Origin of the sequence: Bradyrhizobium sp. HKCCYLS2038 (genome assembly GCF_051167655.1) — a bacterium.
Taxonomy (GTDB): domain Bacteria; phylum Pseudomonadota; class Alphaproteobacteria; order Rhizobiales; family Xanthobacteraceae; genus Bradyrhizobium.
Map to the genome: position 1 here is coordinate 736,195 of NZ_JBNPTM010000001.1, position 13,792 is coordinate 749,986.

The 13,792-nt window shown below is 63.8% G+C and carries 15 protein-coding genes; 14 read left to right on the forward strand and 1 reads right to left on the reverse strand.

Annotation, left to right across the window (positions count from 1 at the left end; translation table 11 throughout):
- Positions 1–14: 14 nt before the first annotated feature.
- Positions 15–533 (reverse strand): winged helix-turn-helix transcriptional regulator, encoded by a 519-nt coding sequence (locus tag ACQR1I_RS03310; protein WP_434865743.1) that lies wholly within the window; start codon positions 531–533, stop codon positions 15–17.
- 105 nt (positions 534–638) lie between these two features.
- Here ACQR1I_RS03310 and ACQR1I_RS03315 point away from each other — a divergent pair, with 105 nt between their 5' ends.
- The 14 genes from ACQR1I_RS03315 to pal all read left to right on the forward strand — a co-directional run bounded on the left by ACQR1I_RS03315 (position 639) and on the right by pal (position 13,662).
- Complete coding sequence (locus ACQR1I_RS03315; RefSeq protein ID WP_434865744.1) at positions 639–1,190, forward strand: dihydrofolate reductase family protein; 552 nt, start codon at positions 639–641, stop codon at positions 1,188–1,190.
- Positions 1,191–1,536: 346 nt separating this feature from the next.
- Entirely contained in the window at positions 1,537–2,193 is a 657-nt protein-coding gene (locus ACQR1I_RS03320; protein WP_434865745.1) for a glutathione S-transferase family protein, read from the forward strand.
- 108 nt (positions 2,194–2,301) lie between these two features.
- On the forward strand, positions 2,302–2,715 hold the full coding sequence (locus tag ACQR1I_RS03325; RefSeq protein WP_434865746.1) for a YciI family protein: 414 nt from the start codon (positions 2,302–2,304) through the stop codon (positions 2,713–2,715).
- A gap of 31 nt (positions 2,716–2,746) precedes the next feature.
- Complete coding sequence (locus ACQR1I_RS03330; RefSeq protein ID WP_434865747.1) at positions 2,747–3,163, forward strand: YciI family protein; 417 nt, start codon at positions 2,747–2,749, stop codon at positions 3,161–3,163.
- A 32-nt stretch (positions 3,164–3,195) separates the two neighbouring features.
- Positions 3,196–3,564 (forward strand): hypothetical protein, encoded by a 369-nt coding sequence (locus ACQR1I_RS03335; protein ID WP_434865748.1) that lies wholly within the window; start codon positions 3,196–3,198, stop codon positions 3,562–3,564.
- 315 nt (positions 3,565–3,879) lie between these two features.
- Positions 3,880–4,605: a TetR/AcrR family transcriptional regulator gene (locus tag ACQR1I_RS03340; protein ID WP_434865749.1), complete on the forward strand. Its 726-nt coding sequence runs from the start codon at positions 3,880–3,882 to the stop codon at positions 4,603–4,605.
- A gap of 129 nt (positions 4,606–4,734) precedes the next feature.
- The gene (locus ACQR1I_RS03345) at positions 4,735–5,220 is read left to right on the forward strand and encodes a DUF2852 domain-containing protein (RefSeq protein ID WP_434865750.1); all 486 of its coding nucleotides are present in this window, start codon (positions 4,735–4,737) and stop codon (positions 5,218–5,220) included.
- A gap of 478 nt (positions 5,221–5,698) precedes the next feature.
- Positions 5,699–6,373, forward strand: a complete 675-nt coding sequence (tolQ, locus tag ACQR1I_RS03350; protein WP_434865751.1) for a protein TolQ — start codon at positions 5,699–5,701, stop codon at positions 6,371–6,373.
- Positions 6,374–6,412: 39 nt separating this feature from the next.
- Positions 6,413–6,892 (forward strand): biopolymer transporter ExbD, encoded by a 480-nt coding sequence (locus tag ACQR1I_RS03355; protein ID WP_434865752.1) that lies wholly within the window; start codon positions 6,413–6,415, stop codon positions 6,890–6,892.
- Positions 6,889–7,899: a protein TolA gene (locus tag ACQR1I_RS03360; RefSeq protein ID WP_434865753.1), complete on the forward strand. Its 1,011-nt coding sequence runs from the start codon at positions 6,889–6,891 to the stop codon at positions 7,897–7,899. Before ACQR1I_RS03355 ends, ACQR1I_RS03360 begins: the two co-directional genes overlap by 4 nt.
- A 38-nt stretch (positions 7,900–7,937) precedes the next feature.
- A complete protein-coding gene (gene tolB, locus ACQR1I_RS03365; RefSeq protein WP_434865754.1) occupies positions 7,938–9,296 on the forward strand; it encodes a Tol-Pal system beta propeller repeat protein TolB in 1,359 nt (452 codons plus the stop codon).
- Positions 9,297–9,548: 252 nt separating this feature from the next.
- The gene (locus ACQR1I_RS03370; protein ID WP_434865755.1) at positions 9,549–11,882 is read left to right on the forward strand and encodes a putative bifunctional diguanylate cyclase/phosphodiesterase; all 2,334 of its coding nucleotides are present in this window, start codon (positions 9,549–9,551) and stop codon (positions 11,880–11,882) included.
- Positions 11,883–12,172: 290 nt separating this feature from the next.
- On the forward strand, positions 12,173–12,877 hold the full coding sequence (locus ACQR1I_RS03375) for an N-acyl amino acid synthase FeeM domain-containing protein (protein WP_434865756.1): 705 nt from the start codon (positions 12,173–12,175) through the stop codon (positions 12,875–12,877).
- A gap of 290 nt (positions 12,878–13,167) precedes the next feature.
- Positions 13,168–13,662 (forward strand): peptidoglycan-associated lipoprotein Pal, encoded by a 495-nt coding sequence (pal, locus tag ACQR1I_RS03380; protein WP_434865757.1) that lies wholly within the window; start codon positions 13,168–13,170, stop codon positions 13,660–13,662.
- Positions 13,663–13,792: the final 130 nt, after the last annotated feature.

The window sequence follows — 13,792 nt, forward strand, 5'->3', positions numbered from 1 at the left end:
GGCGCCGCGTCCGATCACGCCTTGCTCGTAGCAGCCTTCCTCTCAGCGACCACCTTCTGATAGGCCGCCTGCAGTCGCTCGCCGACGCTCGGTCCCGCCTTTCTGCGCCGCTTCACGCCGAGATGGATCTCGCGCAGCTCATCCATGAAGTCGGCCCACATCTTCGGTCCACCTTCCGTCAGCAGCCGGGCGCGGATGCCGAGCTCATCTGACACCGGAAGATATTTGTAACCCCAGCCGGCCATCTGCGCGAGGATCGGCAGCAGTTCGATGCCCTGCTCGGTCAGGGAATAGATGCCCTTCTGCTTGTGGCTCGGATCGTCCTCGCGGCTGATGATGCCGGCGGCAAGCAACGTCTTCAGCCGGTCAGCCAGGATGTTGGAAGAGATGCCTTCCTGGGAGCCGCCGAGCAGCTCGCGGTAGTGGCGGCGGTTGCCGAACATCATGTCACGGATGATCAGCAAGCTCCATTTGTCGCCGATCACTTCGAGCGTGAGGTTGATCGGGCAGCCGGAGCGCTGAAGTTCGGACATCGGAATCTCATCGGGCATCGTTGCGCACAAACTGCTTGCAATATTGCATCAGTCTCGGCATTCTCCAACTGCTTGCAAAATGAAAGCAGTTAGGGAGGCGTGCGGATGGCCAGGCTGGTCATGTGGAATATGATGACGCTCGACGGCATGGTCGCGGGCATGAACGGCGACCTTTCCTGGCACGAGGATGTCTGGGGTCCGGAGCTGGAGCAGTTTTCCGAAACCCAGCTGCAGGAGGCGGGCGGGCTGCTGTTCGGACGCGTGACCTATGATCTGATGGCCGGCTATTGGCCCGCACAGAACGGCGTGATCGCCGACTTCATGAACAGCGTGCCGAAACACGTCGCCTCGCGCACGCTGTCTCGCCTGGAATGGTCCAACGCGCATCTGCTGGGACCGCAGCTCGCGGCCGAGGTCGGCGCGCTCAAGACGCAGAGCGCGAAGGATCTGTTCCTGTTCGGCAGCGCCGGTTTCGGCGCAACGCTGATCGCGCATGACTTGATCGACGAGTTTCGTCTCGCGATCAATCCGCGCGTGCTCGGCGGAGGACTGCCGTTGTTCAAGCCGGGGCAGGCGATGAAGCTCGAGCTGATCGACAGCAGGGCGTTGTCAAACGGCGTCGTGATCGTGCGTTATGTGCCGGTGCGGCAGACGTGAGTGCTCGATGGTGCGCTAACCTCTCCCCGCGCTTTGCGGGGTCGCGACGAGCTGCGCTCGCGCTGAGAGGTCGGATTGCGCAGCAATCCGGGTGAGGGGCATGGTAGTGACGAAGCCCGGATCACGCTCCATCGGACGGGCACAACGGATCCGCAGCGATGGAAGACATAGGGCGTACTTGCGGTCAACTTTCCTAGCGGGTCGTTGACGACACAGAAGCCGCACCGCCCGTGTGGCTGCCCCTCACTCCGACCCTCTCCCCGTGAAGGACGGGGAGAGGGAGCGCACCGTCAGCGTTGCTCAAGTTCAATTCCGGATTAGTCGGTCTCAACATCAAGAGGATCCCATGTCCCTTACCCTCTACTATCACCCGCTGTCGTCGTTCTGCTGGAAGGTGCTGATCGCGCTGTATGAGAATGATGTCGCGTTCACGCCGAAGCTGGTCAATCTCGGTGACGCGGAGGAGCGCGCGGCGTTGCTGAAGCTGTGGCCGGTCGGAAAGTTTCCGGTGCTGCGCGACGAGCAGAGCCGGCGCACGATCCCGGAATCGAGCATCATCATCGAATATCTCGATCAGCATCATCCGGGCGCGACGCGCTTCATTCCCGAAGATCCCGACCGGGCGCTGCAGACGCGCCTGCGCGATCGCTTTCTCGATCTCTATGTGCACCTGCCGACGCAGACCATCGTGTTCGACCGGCTGCGCCCGGCGGAGGCGCGCAATGCCGTTGCCGTGGCCGAGGCGCGAAGCCGGCTGCGGTCATCCTATGCGATGCTCGAGGCCGAGCTGCCGCCACAGGGCTGGGCCACCGGGGATCGCTTCACGCTGGCCGATTGCGCCGCTCTGCCGGCGTTGTTCTACGCCGACAAGGTCGAGCCGCTGGGTGCCGATCTGCCCACTATGACGGCGTATCTCGACCGGCTCAAGGCGCGGCCATGCGTTGCACGGGTGCTCGCCGAGGCAGAGCCTTATTTCAAGATGTTCCCGCAGGAGCCGGGCTGAGCCGGAACCGCAAATTTATTTGTCGGCCGGTGTCGGACGTGGCCAGCGTCGATCGTCTTGCTGAGGAGAGCAGGGCAGCCCTGCCGGACAACATCGAGGAGAGCGACCATGCGGTTCATGGTGATCGTAAAGGCGACCCGGGACACGGAAGCCGGAATCCTGCCGACTATGGAGGAGTTCGCGGCGATGGGCCGCTTCAACGAGGGGCTGATCAAGGCCGGCATGATGGAGGCGGGGGAGGGTCTCCACCCAACCGCAAGAGGCGCGCGCATAGGGTTCTCTGATGGAATGGCGCGCGTTGCACGCGGGCCGTTCGACTACACGAGCGACCTCGCCGCCGGCTTCTGGATGATCAAGGCCGGTTCGCTCGACGAGGTGATCGAGCACATGAAGCGCGCGCCGTTCCCGAGCGGCGAGATCGAGATCCGCCAGGTCTATGCGGCGGAGGATTTCGGTGAGGCGTTTACGCCGCAGCTGCGCGAGCAGGAAGACCGGCTGCACGAGCTGGCGGCCAAGAGTTGAAGGCCCGGTGCGCGATTGGAAAGGAGACGCCATGCGATTCATGATGCTGATGATCCCGCTCGGCTATGAGAGCGCGCCGCCGGATGTGCAGCTCGATCCGGAGCGCGTCGCGGCGATGATGCGCTACAACGAGGCGCTGAAGGATGCCGGCGTGCTGATCACGCTCGAAGGACTGCATCCGCCGTCGATGGGCGCGCGCGTCTCGTTCGCCGGCGGCAAGCCCGTCGTCACCGACGGACCGTTTGCCGAAGCCAAGGAGGTGCTCGGCGGCTACTGGATGATCGAGGTCGGCTCCCGTGCCGAAGCGATCGCCTGGGCGAAGCAGTGTCCGGCCTCCGACAATGAGATCATCGAGATCCGTCAGGTCCAAGAGATGACGGATTTTTCCGAAGAGGTGCAACGGGCCGCGGCGGGCTTTTCCGAGCTGCCGCATGCCGGCCGCGCCTGATCAGTCCATTCACAGCAGGAGAGGGAAGTGCCATGAGTGACAACAGCAACACCTATCTCGCCGTCTTTCTCGGCAGCAGGACTAGTCCGGCCTGGAAAGCCTGGGAGGCAATGTCGGAGGCCGACCGCAATGCTCGCGGACAGCAAGGCATGGCCGCCTGGCACGCCTGGGTCGACAAGCACAAGGACGCGATCGTTGCGATGGGCGGCCCGCTCGGCAAGACCAAGCGGGTCGATAAGGGCGGCATCAACGACATCGCCAACGAGATGGGCGCCTTCACGGTGGTCCGCGCCGCCTCCCACGAGGACGCCGCCAGGATGTTCGAGAACCATCCGCATTTTGCGATCTTCCCCGGCGAGCGCGTGGAGATCATGCCGGTGCTGCCGATTCCGGGCGGCTAGAGCCCGGTGCCCTCGACGCAGGGAGACCGCATTCGACGATACAAGTTTGGGCCGGCTCTCCTCCACGTCGTCATGCCCGGGCTCCGTCCCGGCCATCCACGTCGTTCGGCATCCTTGGAAGGACGTGGATGCCCGGGACGGAGCCCGGGCATGACGACGTGGAGGCAGCGTAGTGCAACACTCAGATGGTCAAATGCGACGGCCCTGCCTTCCATGGGGAGGGTGGCACCTGCGTTGAGATTGCAGAGCCGGAAATTGTGAACGCCCAAAAAGCCTCTGGCTTCTGCCGGCTCCGCTCATGTAAAAGCCCTTCACATGAGCTGGCGCAAGGAGCAGCGCCGCGCCGAGCGCGGCTATCATCACGGCAACCTCAAGGAGGCGCTGCTGCAGGCGGCGCTCGACCTGATCGCGCAGAAGGGGGCCGCCGGCTTCACCTTCGCCGATGCCGCGCGGATGGCGGGCGTCAGCCCGGCAGCCCCGTACCGTCACTTCCGCGACCGCGACGAATTGCTGTCCAGCATCGCCCAGCGCGGCTTCGAGCAGTTCGAGGCGCAGCTGTCAGCAGCCTGGGACGATGGTCGTCCGGACACCGTCACGGCGTTCGAGCGGGTCGGCAAGGCCTACCTTGCCTTCGCGCGTTCGGAGCCGGCGTTCTATTCGGCGATGTTCGAATCCGGCGTGCCGGCGGATTCCACACCCGGACTTTTGGCTGCTGGGGAGCGTGCGTTCGGCGTGATCCGTGCCGCTGCCGAGCGGCTGGCGGCGCTGGCGCCGGCCGGCGTGCCGCGGCCGCCGGCGATGATGATGGCGCTGCACATCTGGTCGATGGCACACGGCATCGCCTCGCTGTTCGCCCGCGGTGATGCCGCCCGGCGCAAGCTGCCGATGTCGCCGGAGGAGCTGCTGGAAGCCGAGGTGCTGATCTATCTCCGCGGGCTCGGCTTCCCGACCGATCGCCGGCCTGCGGCGTCCGCGGCTGCCGAGCCGCCGCCGTTGCCGGACGATGAGAAGCCGGCCGGGCCCTGGGGCCGGCTGAAATAGGTTCAAAGCCAACCCAAAAATAAAATCGAGCGGCGCGTCAGGTGGCCGCCTTGACAAAATCCCGGCTTGGTCTAGCTATGTAAATGTTATTTACATTCACACGGCATGGCGCCGCGAATGGAGAGGGAGATGGCCTACACCGCAGATGTCAATCGTTGGCGCGGTTCGGAGGAGGAGCAGAGGCACCGGCCCCACATGCTGGAGTCGCCTTGGCACCCCGGCTGGATCGCCGTGACCGTGCTCGGCTTCATCATCTGGTGGCCGATCGGACTTGCCCTTCTCTTTTTCACACTCGGGAGCAGAAAGATGGCGTGTTGGAACGGCAGTGACCGCTGGTCGAACAAGATGGAGCGGATGCAGTGGAAGATGGACCGCATGCGCGACCGGATGGAGCGTCGCGGCTTCGGTTTCGGCTTCTCGCAGCCGGCGACGAGCGGTAACCGCGCCTTCGACGAGTACCGCATGGAGACGCTGCGCCGCCTCGAGGAGGAGCAGCAGGAGTTCCGCGACTTCCTGACCCGGCTGCGTCACGCCAAGGACAAGGAAGAGTTCGACGCCTTCATGGCCCAGCATAAGCCGCGTCCGACGCCGCCGACCGACCAGCCGCAGAGCTGATCGCCTGCCGATCCCTTGGCCTCGGGGCTTTCAGCCCCCGCCCTGACGGTCGAGGACGGTCGCAAGATCGGTTCAGAGACGCCCGCCCGCGGTTCCCCGCGCCGGCGGGCGTTTCCGTGTCTGGCTACCGCCGCCCTGCGGCGGCTCGCCGCTGCCCGTCCGACCACCGCACGCGCAAGAGTTTGATCACAAAGGCTCTATCTCGTTCGCCGGGCTCACCCTTTGACCTCCGTATCTTCCCGCGGTAACCCCGCCTTAACCCCGGAGGGGGTTTGGTTAAGGGGCGCTTACGGGCGCCGAGAGCCCTTGTTTTGACACGTTGGCAGAGGAAGCAGGCCGCTTGTGGCTTCGGCGGGCCTCTTAAAGCGATCAGTTCAGGGTTTCTCGCGTAGGCGTTTTCGCCGCGATGGCGTCCGTTGTGGAACGGCGGATGCATGGGTTCGGATGCCCGGGACGGTTGGTTGAGAGGATTCTGCGGATGGACGGCGACTTCTCCCTGATTGCGCTGTTTTGGCAGGCGCATTGGGTCGTGAAGGGTGTGATGCTCGGCCTCATCGCGTGCTCGGTCTGGGTCTGGGCGATCGCGATCGACAAGCTGTTTCTGTACTCTCGGACGCGCCGCTCGATGGACCGCTTCGAGCAGGCGTTCTGGTCCGGCGAGTCGATCGAGGAGCTGTATCGCGCGCTGTCGGCCAAGCCCACGCAATCCATGGCCGCCTGTTTCGTCGCGGCGATGCGCGAGTGGAAGCGCTCCTTCGAGGGCCACGCGCGTTCGTTTGCCGGACTGCAGATGCGCATCGAGAAGGTGATGAACGTGTCGATCGCGCGCGAGGTCGAGCGGCTGGAGCGCCGCCTCCTGGTGCTCGCCACCGTCGGCTCGGCCGGCCCCTTCGTCGGCCTGTTCGGCACCGTCTGGGGCATCATGTCGAGCTTCCAGTCGATCGCGGCGTCGAAGAATACCTCGCTGGCGGTGGTGGCGCCGGGCATCGCGGAGGCGCTGTTTGCGACGGCGATCGGCCTGATCGCGGCCATTCCGGCGACGATTTTCTACAACAAGTTCACCTCCGAGGTGAACCGGCAGGCGCAGCGGCTCGAGGGCTTCGCCGATGAATTTTCCGCCATCCTGTCCCGTCAGATCGACGAGCGGGGATGAGCGCAGCTATAGTGGCGCCCCGAAGGTGAGTACCAGACGATGGGCATGAGCACGGGAAGCGCGTCCGGCGGCGGTGGTCGCCGCGGTCGGCGCAGGGCACCGGTGATGGCGGAGATCAACGTCACGCCGATGGTCGACGTCATGCTGGTGCTGCTGATCATCTTCATGGTCGCAGCGCCCCTGCTCACCGTGAACATCCAGGTCGACCTGCCGCAGGCGCAGGGCGGCTCCGCCTCGACCGCCGATTCCAAGCCGCCGCTCGAGCTCACCGTGAAGAAGACCGGCGGCGGATGCGCCTCGAAGGTCGACGTCTATCTCGGTGAGACGCAGATCGCGTTCAACGAGCTCGGGCCGAAGATCAAGGCGATGAAGGAGGCGGGCGCCGGCGGCGGCGATAACGTCGTCAAGATCCGCGGCGACCGCGATGCCTGCTACGCCGACATGATGAAGGTGCTGGGGCTCGCGCGCGACGCCGGCTACCGCGCCAGCATCGTCGTGCTGCCGGAACAGGGCTCATGACGTTTTCCGACCTCACCCAGTTCGTCCGGACGCGCAAGGGCACGGTTCTGTCCGTGGTGCTGCACGTCCTCGTGCTGGGCTGGGGTCTGGTCAGCTTCTCCGCCCGCTCGATGGTGGTGCCGGCCGAGGACCTGGTCCCGGTCGATGTGATCTCTGAGGACAACACCTCCAAAGCCAAGGCCGGCGCGCTGAGCGGGAAGAAGGAATCGCCGAAGCTGCTGGCCGACAAGATCGGTGAGAAGAAGCCGACCGAGGACATCGTCGGCAGGGTCGATCCCAAGCAGGTCACCGAGACCGACGCTGCGCCGGATCCGCAGCCCAAGCCGGAGAAGCCGGTCGAGAAGAAGCCCGATCCGCCGAAGCCGGTCGAGAAGCAGCCGGACACGCCGAAGCCGGTGGCCGAGAAGAAGCCTGATCCGCCCAAGCCCGCGCCGGCCGAGAAGCCGAAGCCGGAAGAGAAGAAACCGGATCCGTTCAATCCGGATCAGATCGCCAGCGTGCTCAACAAGGACAAGCCGAAGCAGCCGCCGAAGCCGCAGCAGACCGCCGCGGCCACGCCGGAGCCGCCGAAGCACAAGAGCGAACGCAAGTTCGACGCCGAGAAGATGGCGAGCCTGATAAACCAGAAGGATCCGACGCGGCAGGCGGTGACCGGATCTGAGCTCAACGCCAATGCCGCGCTCGGCTCGGCGCGCGGCACGTCGGACAGCAACATGGCGAGCTGGGTCGCGTTGTTCCAATCGCAGGTCGATCGCTGCTGGAAGCCGCCTTATTCGAGCGTCGATGCGAAGCCTGTCGTGGCGTTCAACATCAGGCTGCGCCGCGACGGCACGCTCGACGGAGTGCCAGTTCCGGTAGGACCTGCCGATACGCCATTCCTCCGTTCCTATCGCGACAGTGCCCAGCGGGCCATCATCGCCTGCCAGCCCTACAATCTGCCGCCAGCCCTCTATGATGACTGGAGCTATTTCCAGCCGGTGTTCAACGCCGAGGGACGAGGGACATAACAGGATCTATGATTGTGCTCATGAAGCAGATTTCTGAAATGAACAATCAAGCTGAACAGCGCGGGTCGCTCATCGTGCCGAGCCGCCGTCAATTGATCACGGGCGCCGTGGCGCTCGGCGCGATCGCGGCCAGCCCGATGCGTTCCGTGCTGGCGCAGAGGACCGTCCCGATCCTGCCGGGAGAGTTTGCGCCGATCCCGATCGCGATCCCGCCGTTCGTGCCTGGCGGCGGCGGTGACGCCGACGTCGCCAACGGCATTACGCAGGTGATCAATAACAACTTAAAGCGCAGCGGCCTGTTCGCGCCGGTCGATCAGGCCGCCTTTCCCGAGCGCATCAGCAATTTCGACGCGCCGCCGCAGTTTGCGAGCTGGCGACCGCTCAACCTGCAGGGGCTGGTCACCGGGCGCGCCACGCGGCAGCCGGACGGTCGGTTGAAGGCCGAGTTCAGGCTCTGGGACACGGTCAACGGCAGGCAGAGCGCCGGCCAGCAATACGTGACTGCCCCGGAATATTGGCGGCGCATCGCCCACATCATCTCCGACCAGATCTACACGGCCATGCTCGGCGAGAAGGGCTATTTCGACAGCCGCGTCGTGTTCGTCGACGAGAGCGGACCGTCGGAGCGCCGCGTCAAGCGGCTGGCGCTGATGGACCAGGACGGCGCCAATGTCCGCTATCTCACGCGCGGCGCGGATCTCGTGCTGACGCCGCGGTTCTCGCCGTCGAGCCAGGAAATCACCTACATGGAGTTCGGGCAGGGCGACCCGAAGGTCTATCTGTTCAACATCGAGACCGGCCAGCGCGAGATCGTCGGCAACTTCCCCGGCATGTCGTTCTCGCCGCGTTTCTCGCCGGACGGGCAGCGCATCATTCTCAGCCTGCAGCAGGGCGGCAATTCCAACCTGTTCGTGATGGACCTGCGCTCGCGCTCGACCACGCGCCTCACCGACACACCGGCGATCGACACCTCGCCGTGCTACTCGCCGGACGGCAGCCAGATCTGCTTCGAGAGCGATCGCGGAGGCAAGCCGCAGATCTACGTGATGCCGGCCAATGGCGGCAACGCGCAGCGCATCTCGTTCGGCGAAGGCAGCTACTCTACGCCGGTGTGGTCGCCGCGCGGCGACTACATCGCCTTCACCAAGCAGGGTGGCGGCCAGTTCTCGATCGGCATCATGAAGACCGACGGCTCGGGCGAGCGCATCCTCACCGCTGGCTTCCACAATGAGGGCCCGACGTTCTCGCCGAACGGCCGCGTCATCATGTTCTTCCGCGATCCCGGCGGCACCACGGGGCCGTCGCTCTACTCGATCGACGTGTCCGGCCGCAACGAGCTCAAGGTGCCGACCCCGGGCTACGCCTCCGACCCGGCCTGGTCGCCGCTGTTGTCCTGACCGACTGCGGCCCGCAGGGCCGCGGCCGCTCACGCCCTGGTGGCGCGGTTTGTCCGATCGCGTCATGCGTGTTGTCGAAAAAAATAGAACCATTCGTTGCAGCAATTAGGTAGGGTTTGCCTAGTTTGCTGAATTTTCGTCGGAATTTGGCTGCTTCGCGCCTGCGGCAACGGTCCGCTAACGATGTTCCCTCAGAAAGACTTCACCTGAGAACGGTAATACTGAGCGCTCCGAAGCAGAGCGCGCGACAGTATGCAACTCGTCGATCAAGAAAACGCGGATCATCGTGATGAACAGGAGCTCGCACTCTATGCGGCTCTCATCGACTCGATGCTACAAAACTTCTGGCCGATCATGCTGGGGTCCATCTGTGCGACAGTGGCCGCGGCACTGACCGCGCTCAAGACCGGCAGCGTGCTGCTCTGGCCCTGCGCCTTCCTGATTGCGGCGATCGGCACCGCCCGCGCGTTTCAGATGCGCCGCTACGAGGGGCGCGCCGCGATCCTCAGCATCGCCGAGGCCAAGGATCTCGAGCCGCGCTATGCCCGAGCCGCGATGGGCTATGCGATGGCGCTCGGCGGCTGGTGCTTCATCACGATCTACGGAAGTACTGACGCAGTCGCGCACATGCTGTGCGTTGCCGTGACCATCGGCTATACGGCCGGGGCAGCTGCGCGGAATTACGGCCGGCCACGGATCGTTCAGCAGCACATCGTCATGGCGTGCGGGCCGATGTCGCTGGCGCTGGCGCTGAATGGCGATTTCTACTACGTCGGGCTAGCCATCCTGCTCGTACTATTCTTCTTTGGCCTGAAAGAGATCAACCTTTCGCTGCACGCGATCTTCGTCAAGGCCCTGACGTCGAGCTTCCGCGAGGCCGCACTGGCCAATCAGTTCGACACCGCGCTCAACAACATGCCGCACGGACTGTGCATGTTTCGCGCCGACGGCCGGCTTGCCGTGATGAACCATCGCTTTCGCATGATGATGGGGCTGTCGGACGACAAGATCCGGCGAGGCAGCAAGGCCGCCGACATCATCAACGCCTGCGTCATCACCGGAGCCATCTCCGCATCGAACGCCCGGATGATCCTTGCCGAGATCGAACATACGAAGGCGCACAACATCATCACGAGTGATCCTGACGTCATACGCGACTGTTCGCTGTCCTGGACCTTCCAGCCGATGGCGGACGGAGGCGCGGTGGTGCTGCTCGAGGACATCACGGAGCGCCGGCACGCGGAAGCGCGGATTTCGCATCTCGCCCGTTATGACGAGCTCACCGCCCTGCCAAATCGTGTCAGCTTCCGGGACGAGATCGAACGCCTGCTCAGGATTCCACAACGCAACGGCGAGTTGTCGGCGCTGCTGTTCGTCGATCTCGACCGTTTCAAACAGGTCAATGACACGCTCGGTCATCCCTGCGGCGATCAACTGCTCTGCGCGGTCTCCGAGCGGCTGCGCGACATGCTGCGGCCGGAAGACTTCGTCGCCCGCTTCGGCGGTGATGAATTCGTCGTGTTCCAGCGCAACATCCGCTCCAACGACGACGCCGCCGTGCTGGCAAGGCGCATTGTCGACCAGCTGAGCGAGCGCTACAAGATCGACAATCATCTGGTCGAGATCGGCGCCAGCGTCGGCATCGCCATGACCGCGCCGGGCATCAGCGCCGACACACTGCTGAAGAACGCCGACATGGCGCTGTATCGCGCCAAGGCAGAGGGACGCGGCACCTTCTGCTTCTTCCGCGACGAGCTTGCCCAGACCGTCGAGGCCCGGCGCATCCTCGAGCTCGACCTGCGCAAGGCGCTGGCGAACGAGGAGTTCGAGCTGTTCTATCAGCCGCTGGTCAATCTGAAATCGGGCAAGATCTCGACCTGCGAGGCGTTGCTGCGTTGGAATCATCCAGTGCGCGGCACGGTCTCACCGGTCGACATCATCCCGGTCGCCGAGGACATGGGCCTGATCGTGGATCTCGGTCGCTGGATCCTGCGCAAGGCCTGCCTGGAATGCATGAAGTGGCCGGACGCGGTGAGCGTCGCCGTCAACTTCTCGCCCCAGCAGTTCCATCAGCGCGACGTCCTCAGCGAGGTCCGCTATGCGCTCGAGGTCTCCGGCCTGCCGCCGCACCGTCTCGAGATTGAGATCACCGAGTCCTCGTTGCTGCGCAACACCCAGTTGACCCACGACGTGTTGTCGCAGCTGCACATGCTCGGCGTGCGGATCTCGCTCGACGATTTCGGCACCGGCTATTCGAGCCTCAGCTATCTGCATAACTTCCCGCTGGAGAAGGTGAAGATCGATCGCTCGTTCCTTGAGGGCATCGACAACGACCGTCCGCTCACGCTGCTAAGGGGCGTTGCGCGGCTGTCGGCCGATCTCGGCATGTCGGTCGTGGTCGAAGGCATCGAGACCAACGAGCAGCTCGAGCTCGTGAGCGCTGATGGCACGGTGACAGAGGCGCAGGGGTATCTGTTCAGCCGTCCCGTGCCTGCCGTCCGCATCCGACAGCTCTTGAATGCGTCGCATGGGCGCAGGGGTGACGACGCGGCGGCGGGCGTTCTCCCAGCCCGCTCGATCGCCTGACGCTTCGTCTGCCGGTGGCAACGCCGCCTCGAACGAAGCGCAACCCTGCGTAGCAGGTGCCGCATTCGGACGGCTGTCCCGCGGTCGGTCAAGTCCGTCCTTAATCAAGACGGCTCGTTCTGGCCGCCAGCACGCAAAGTCCAGCCAGATAGATGTATTCTCTCAATAGATTGGTTGTATCCCGCAAAACTACGTACTGTTAACTGTGTAGCCTCGAATGCTTTGCGCGCCAATTAACGAGCTGTTAAGCTTCTTAATGCTCGGAAAAGTTGTGTTGGTAGAGGTTTCCAATGCGTGGTGCGACTGAGGCGCGAGGCCCGGTTCGTAAGTTCGGTTTGAGTCTGCTTGAGCGCGTCGACTACCGCTTGGCGCAGACAGCTGAAGACAAGGAAGAGATCTACAATCTGAGATATCGCGCGTATCTGCGCGAAGGAAACATCGTCGCCTCCGCGGATGAACGCGTGACGGATCATCTCGATGACCTGCCGAATTCCTGGGTGTTTGGCGTTTATATCAACGACATTCTCTACAGTTCGGTCCGCATCAGCGTGCTGACATCCGAGTGGCGCCAGTCGAGTTCTTCAGAGACCTTCGGCGATGTCGTGCTTCCGCATCTGGAGCGCGGCGAGGTTCTGGTCGATCCCTCACGTTTCGTCGCAGATCCCGATCCGGCGCGTCGCCTGCCCGAGCTTCCCTATGTGACGGTTCGCCTCGCCTATCTCGCCTGCGAATACTTCAAGGCGGATCTCGGGCTCGCAATCGTTCGTCCCGAGCATCAGGCGTTCTATCGTCGCGTGTTCCTGCATGAGACGATCGCCCCGCCGCGGCTCTATCCCGGGTTATTGAAGCCGGTCGGGCTGATGGCGGCGGACTTCCCGCAGATGCGCGAGAAGGTGTTCGAACGATACCCGATGATGCGGTCGACGGCGTTCGAACGGCGCATGCTGTTCGAGCGGCGGGGGCCGGGACTCGTCGCGACGCTCAAAGCGGGCTGATTCGCACGCTGATTCGCACCTAGCCGCCACATGTCCACGCGACCAGACTGCCACTTTCGAACTAAAAATATGACGAATTGCGCGCAAACTCCCGTGTTCCCGGCGCCCGGACGCTTGCCTTCACCCTGGCGCCACATTTACAACCCATTAACCATCGCGGTCGCTTTTTCGGGTTTCGTTAGCATTTGACGGGGTTCGACAACCCCCCATCAAGGTTGACGGAACGTTCGCTTAACCATCGCCCTGTAGACCGGATGGCAGTTGAGAACGTGAGCGTGGAGGCTCCGGGAATGAAATATCAGATGCGTATCCTCCAGGGATTGAAGTTGGCCGCCGTACTCGCCGTCGCGCTGTCGATGGGCGCCTGTGCCAACAAGAATCTCACCGGGGCCGATGGTGCGATGGCCAGCGCTGCGACTCCAGGCAGCCAGCAGGACTTCGTCGTCAACGTCGGAGACCGCGTGTTCTTCGAAAGCGATCAGACCGACCTCACGCCGCAGGCAATCGCGACGCTGGAGAAGCAGGCGCAGTGGCTGCAGACCTATCCGCGCTACAGCTTCACCGTTGAGGGCCACGCCGACGAGCGCGGCACCCGCGAGTACAACATTGCCCTCGGCGCGCGCCGTGCGCAGTCTGTGCGCAACTTCCTGGCCTCGCGCGGCATCGACCAGGGCCGCATGCGCACGATCTCCTACGGCAAGGAGCGGCCGGTGGCGGTGTGCAACGATATCTCGTGCTGGTCGCAGAACCGCCGTGCGGTGACGGTGCTGAACGCCAGTTCATAAATCTGAACGGATAGCTGTTCATGAAGCCGGCGTCGGTGATCGACGCCGGCTTCATCTTTTCGTCTTCGCTTGAACGTCATTTGTCGCTAATCCGATTCTGACGTACAGCCTTCGCCCGCAGGGCCCGTTT

Excerpts from the sequence above, each read along its gene's own strand:
- ACQR1I_RS03310 (WP_434865743.1), bottom strand. The coding sequence starts at position 533 with ATGTCCGAACTTCAGCGCTCCGGCTGCCCGATCAACCTCACGCTCGAA.
- ACQR1I_RS03315 (WP_434865744.1), top strand. The coding sequence starts at position 639 with ATGGCCAGGCTGGTCATGTGGAATATGATGACGCTCGACGGCATGGTC.
- ACQR1I_RS03320 (WP_434865745.1), top strand. The coding sequence starts at position 1,537 with ATGTCCCTTACCCTCTACTATCACCCGCTGTCGTCGTTCTGCTGGAAG.
- ACQR1I_RS03325 (WP_434865746.1), top strand. The coding sequence starts at position 2,302 with ATGCGGTTCATGGTGATCGTAAAGGCGACCCGGGACACGGAAGCCGGA.
- ACQR1I_RS03330 (WP_434865747.1), top strand. The coding sequence starts at position 2,747 with ATGCGATTCATGATGCTGATGATCCCGCTCGGCTATGAGAGCGCGCCG.
- ACQR1I_RS03335 (WP_434865748.1), top strand. The coding sequence starts at position 3,196 with ATGAGTGACAACAGCAACACCTATCTCGCCGTCTTTCTCGGCAGCAGG.
- ACQR1I_RS03340 (WP_434865749.1), top strand. The coding sequence starts at position 3,880 with ATGAGCTGGCGCAAGGAGCAGCGCCGCGCCGAGCGCGGCTATCATCAC.
- ACQR1I_RS03345 (WP_434865750.1), top strand. The coding sequence starts at position 4,735 with ATGGCCTACACCGCAGATGTCAATCGTTGGCGCGGTTCGGAGGAGGAG.
- tolQ (WP_434865751.1), top strand. The coding sequence starts at position 5,699 with ATGGACGGCGACTTCTCCCTGATTGCGCTGTTTTGGCAGGCGCATTGG.
- ACQR1I_RS03355 (WP_434865752.1), top strand. The coding sequence starts at position 6,413 with ATGGGCATGAGCACGGGAAGCGCGTCCGGCGGCGGTGGTCGCCGCGGT.
- ACQR1I_RS03360 (WP_434865753.1), top strand. The coding sequence starts at position 6,889 with ATGACGTTTTCCGACCTCACCCAGTTCGTCCGGACGCGCAAGGGCACG.
- tolB (WP_434865754.1), top strand. The coding sequence starts at position 7,938 with ATGAACAATCAAGCTGAACAGCGCGGGTCGCTCATCGTGCCGAGCCGC.
- ACQR1I_RS03370 (WP_434865755.1), top strand. The coding sequence starts at position 9,549 with ATGCAACTCGTCGATCAAGAAAACGCGGATCATCGTGATGAACAGGAG.
- ACQR1I_RS03375 (WP_434865756.1), top strand. The coding sequence starts at position 12,173 with ATGCGTGGTGCGACTGAGGCGCGAGGCCCGGTTCGTAAGTTCGGTTTG.
- pal (WP_434865757.1), top strand. The coding sequence starts at position 13,168 with ATGAAATATCAGATGCGTATCCTCCAGGGATTGAAGTTGGCCGCCGTA.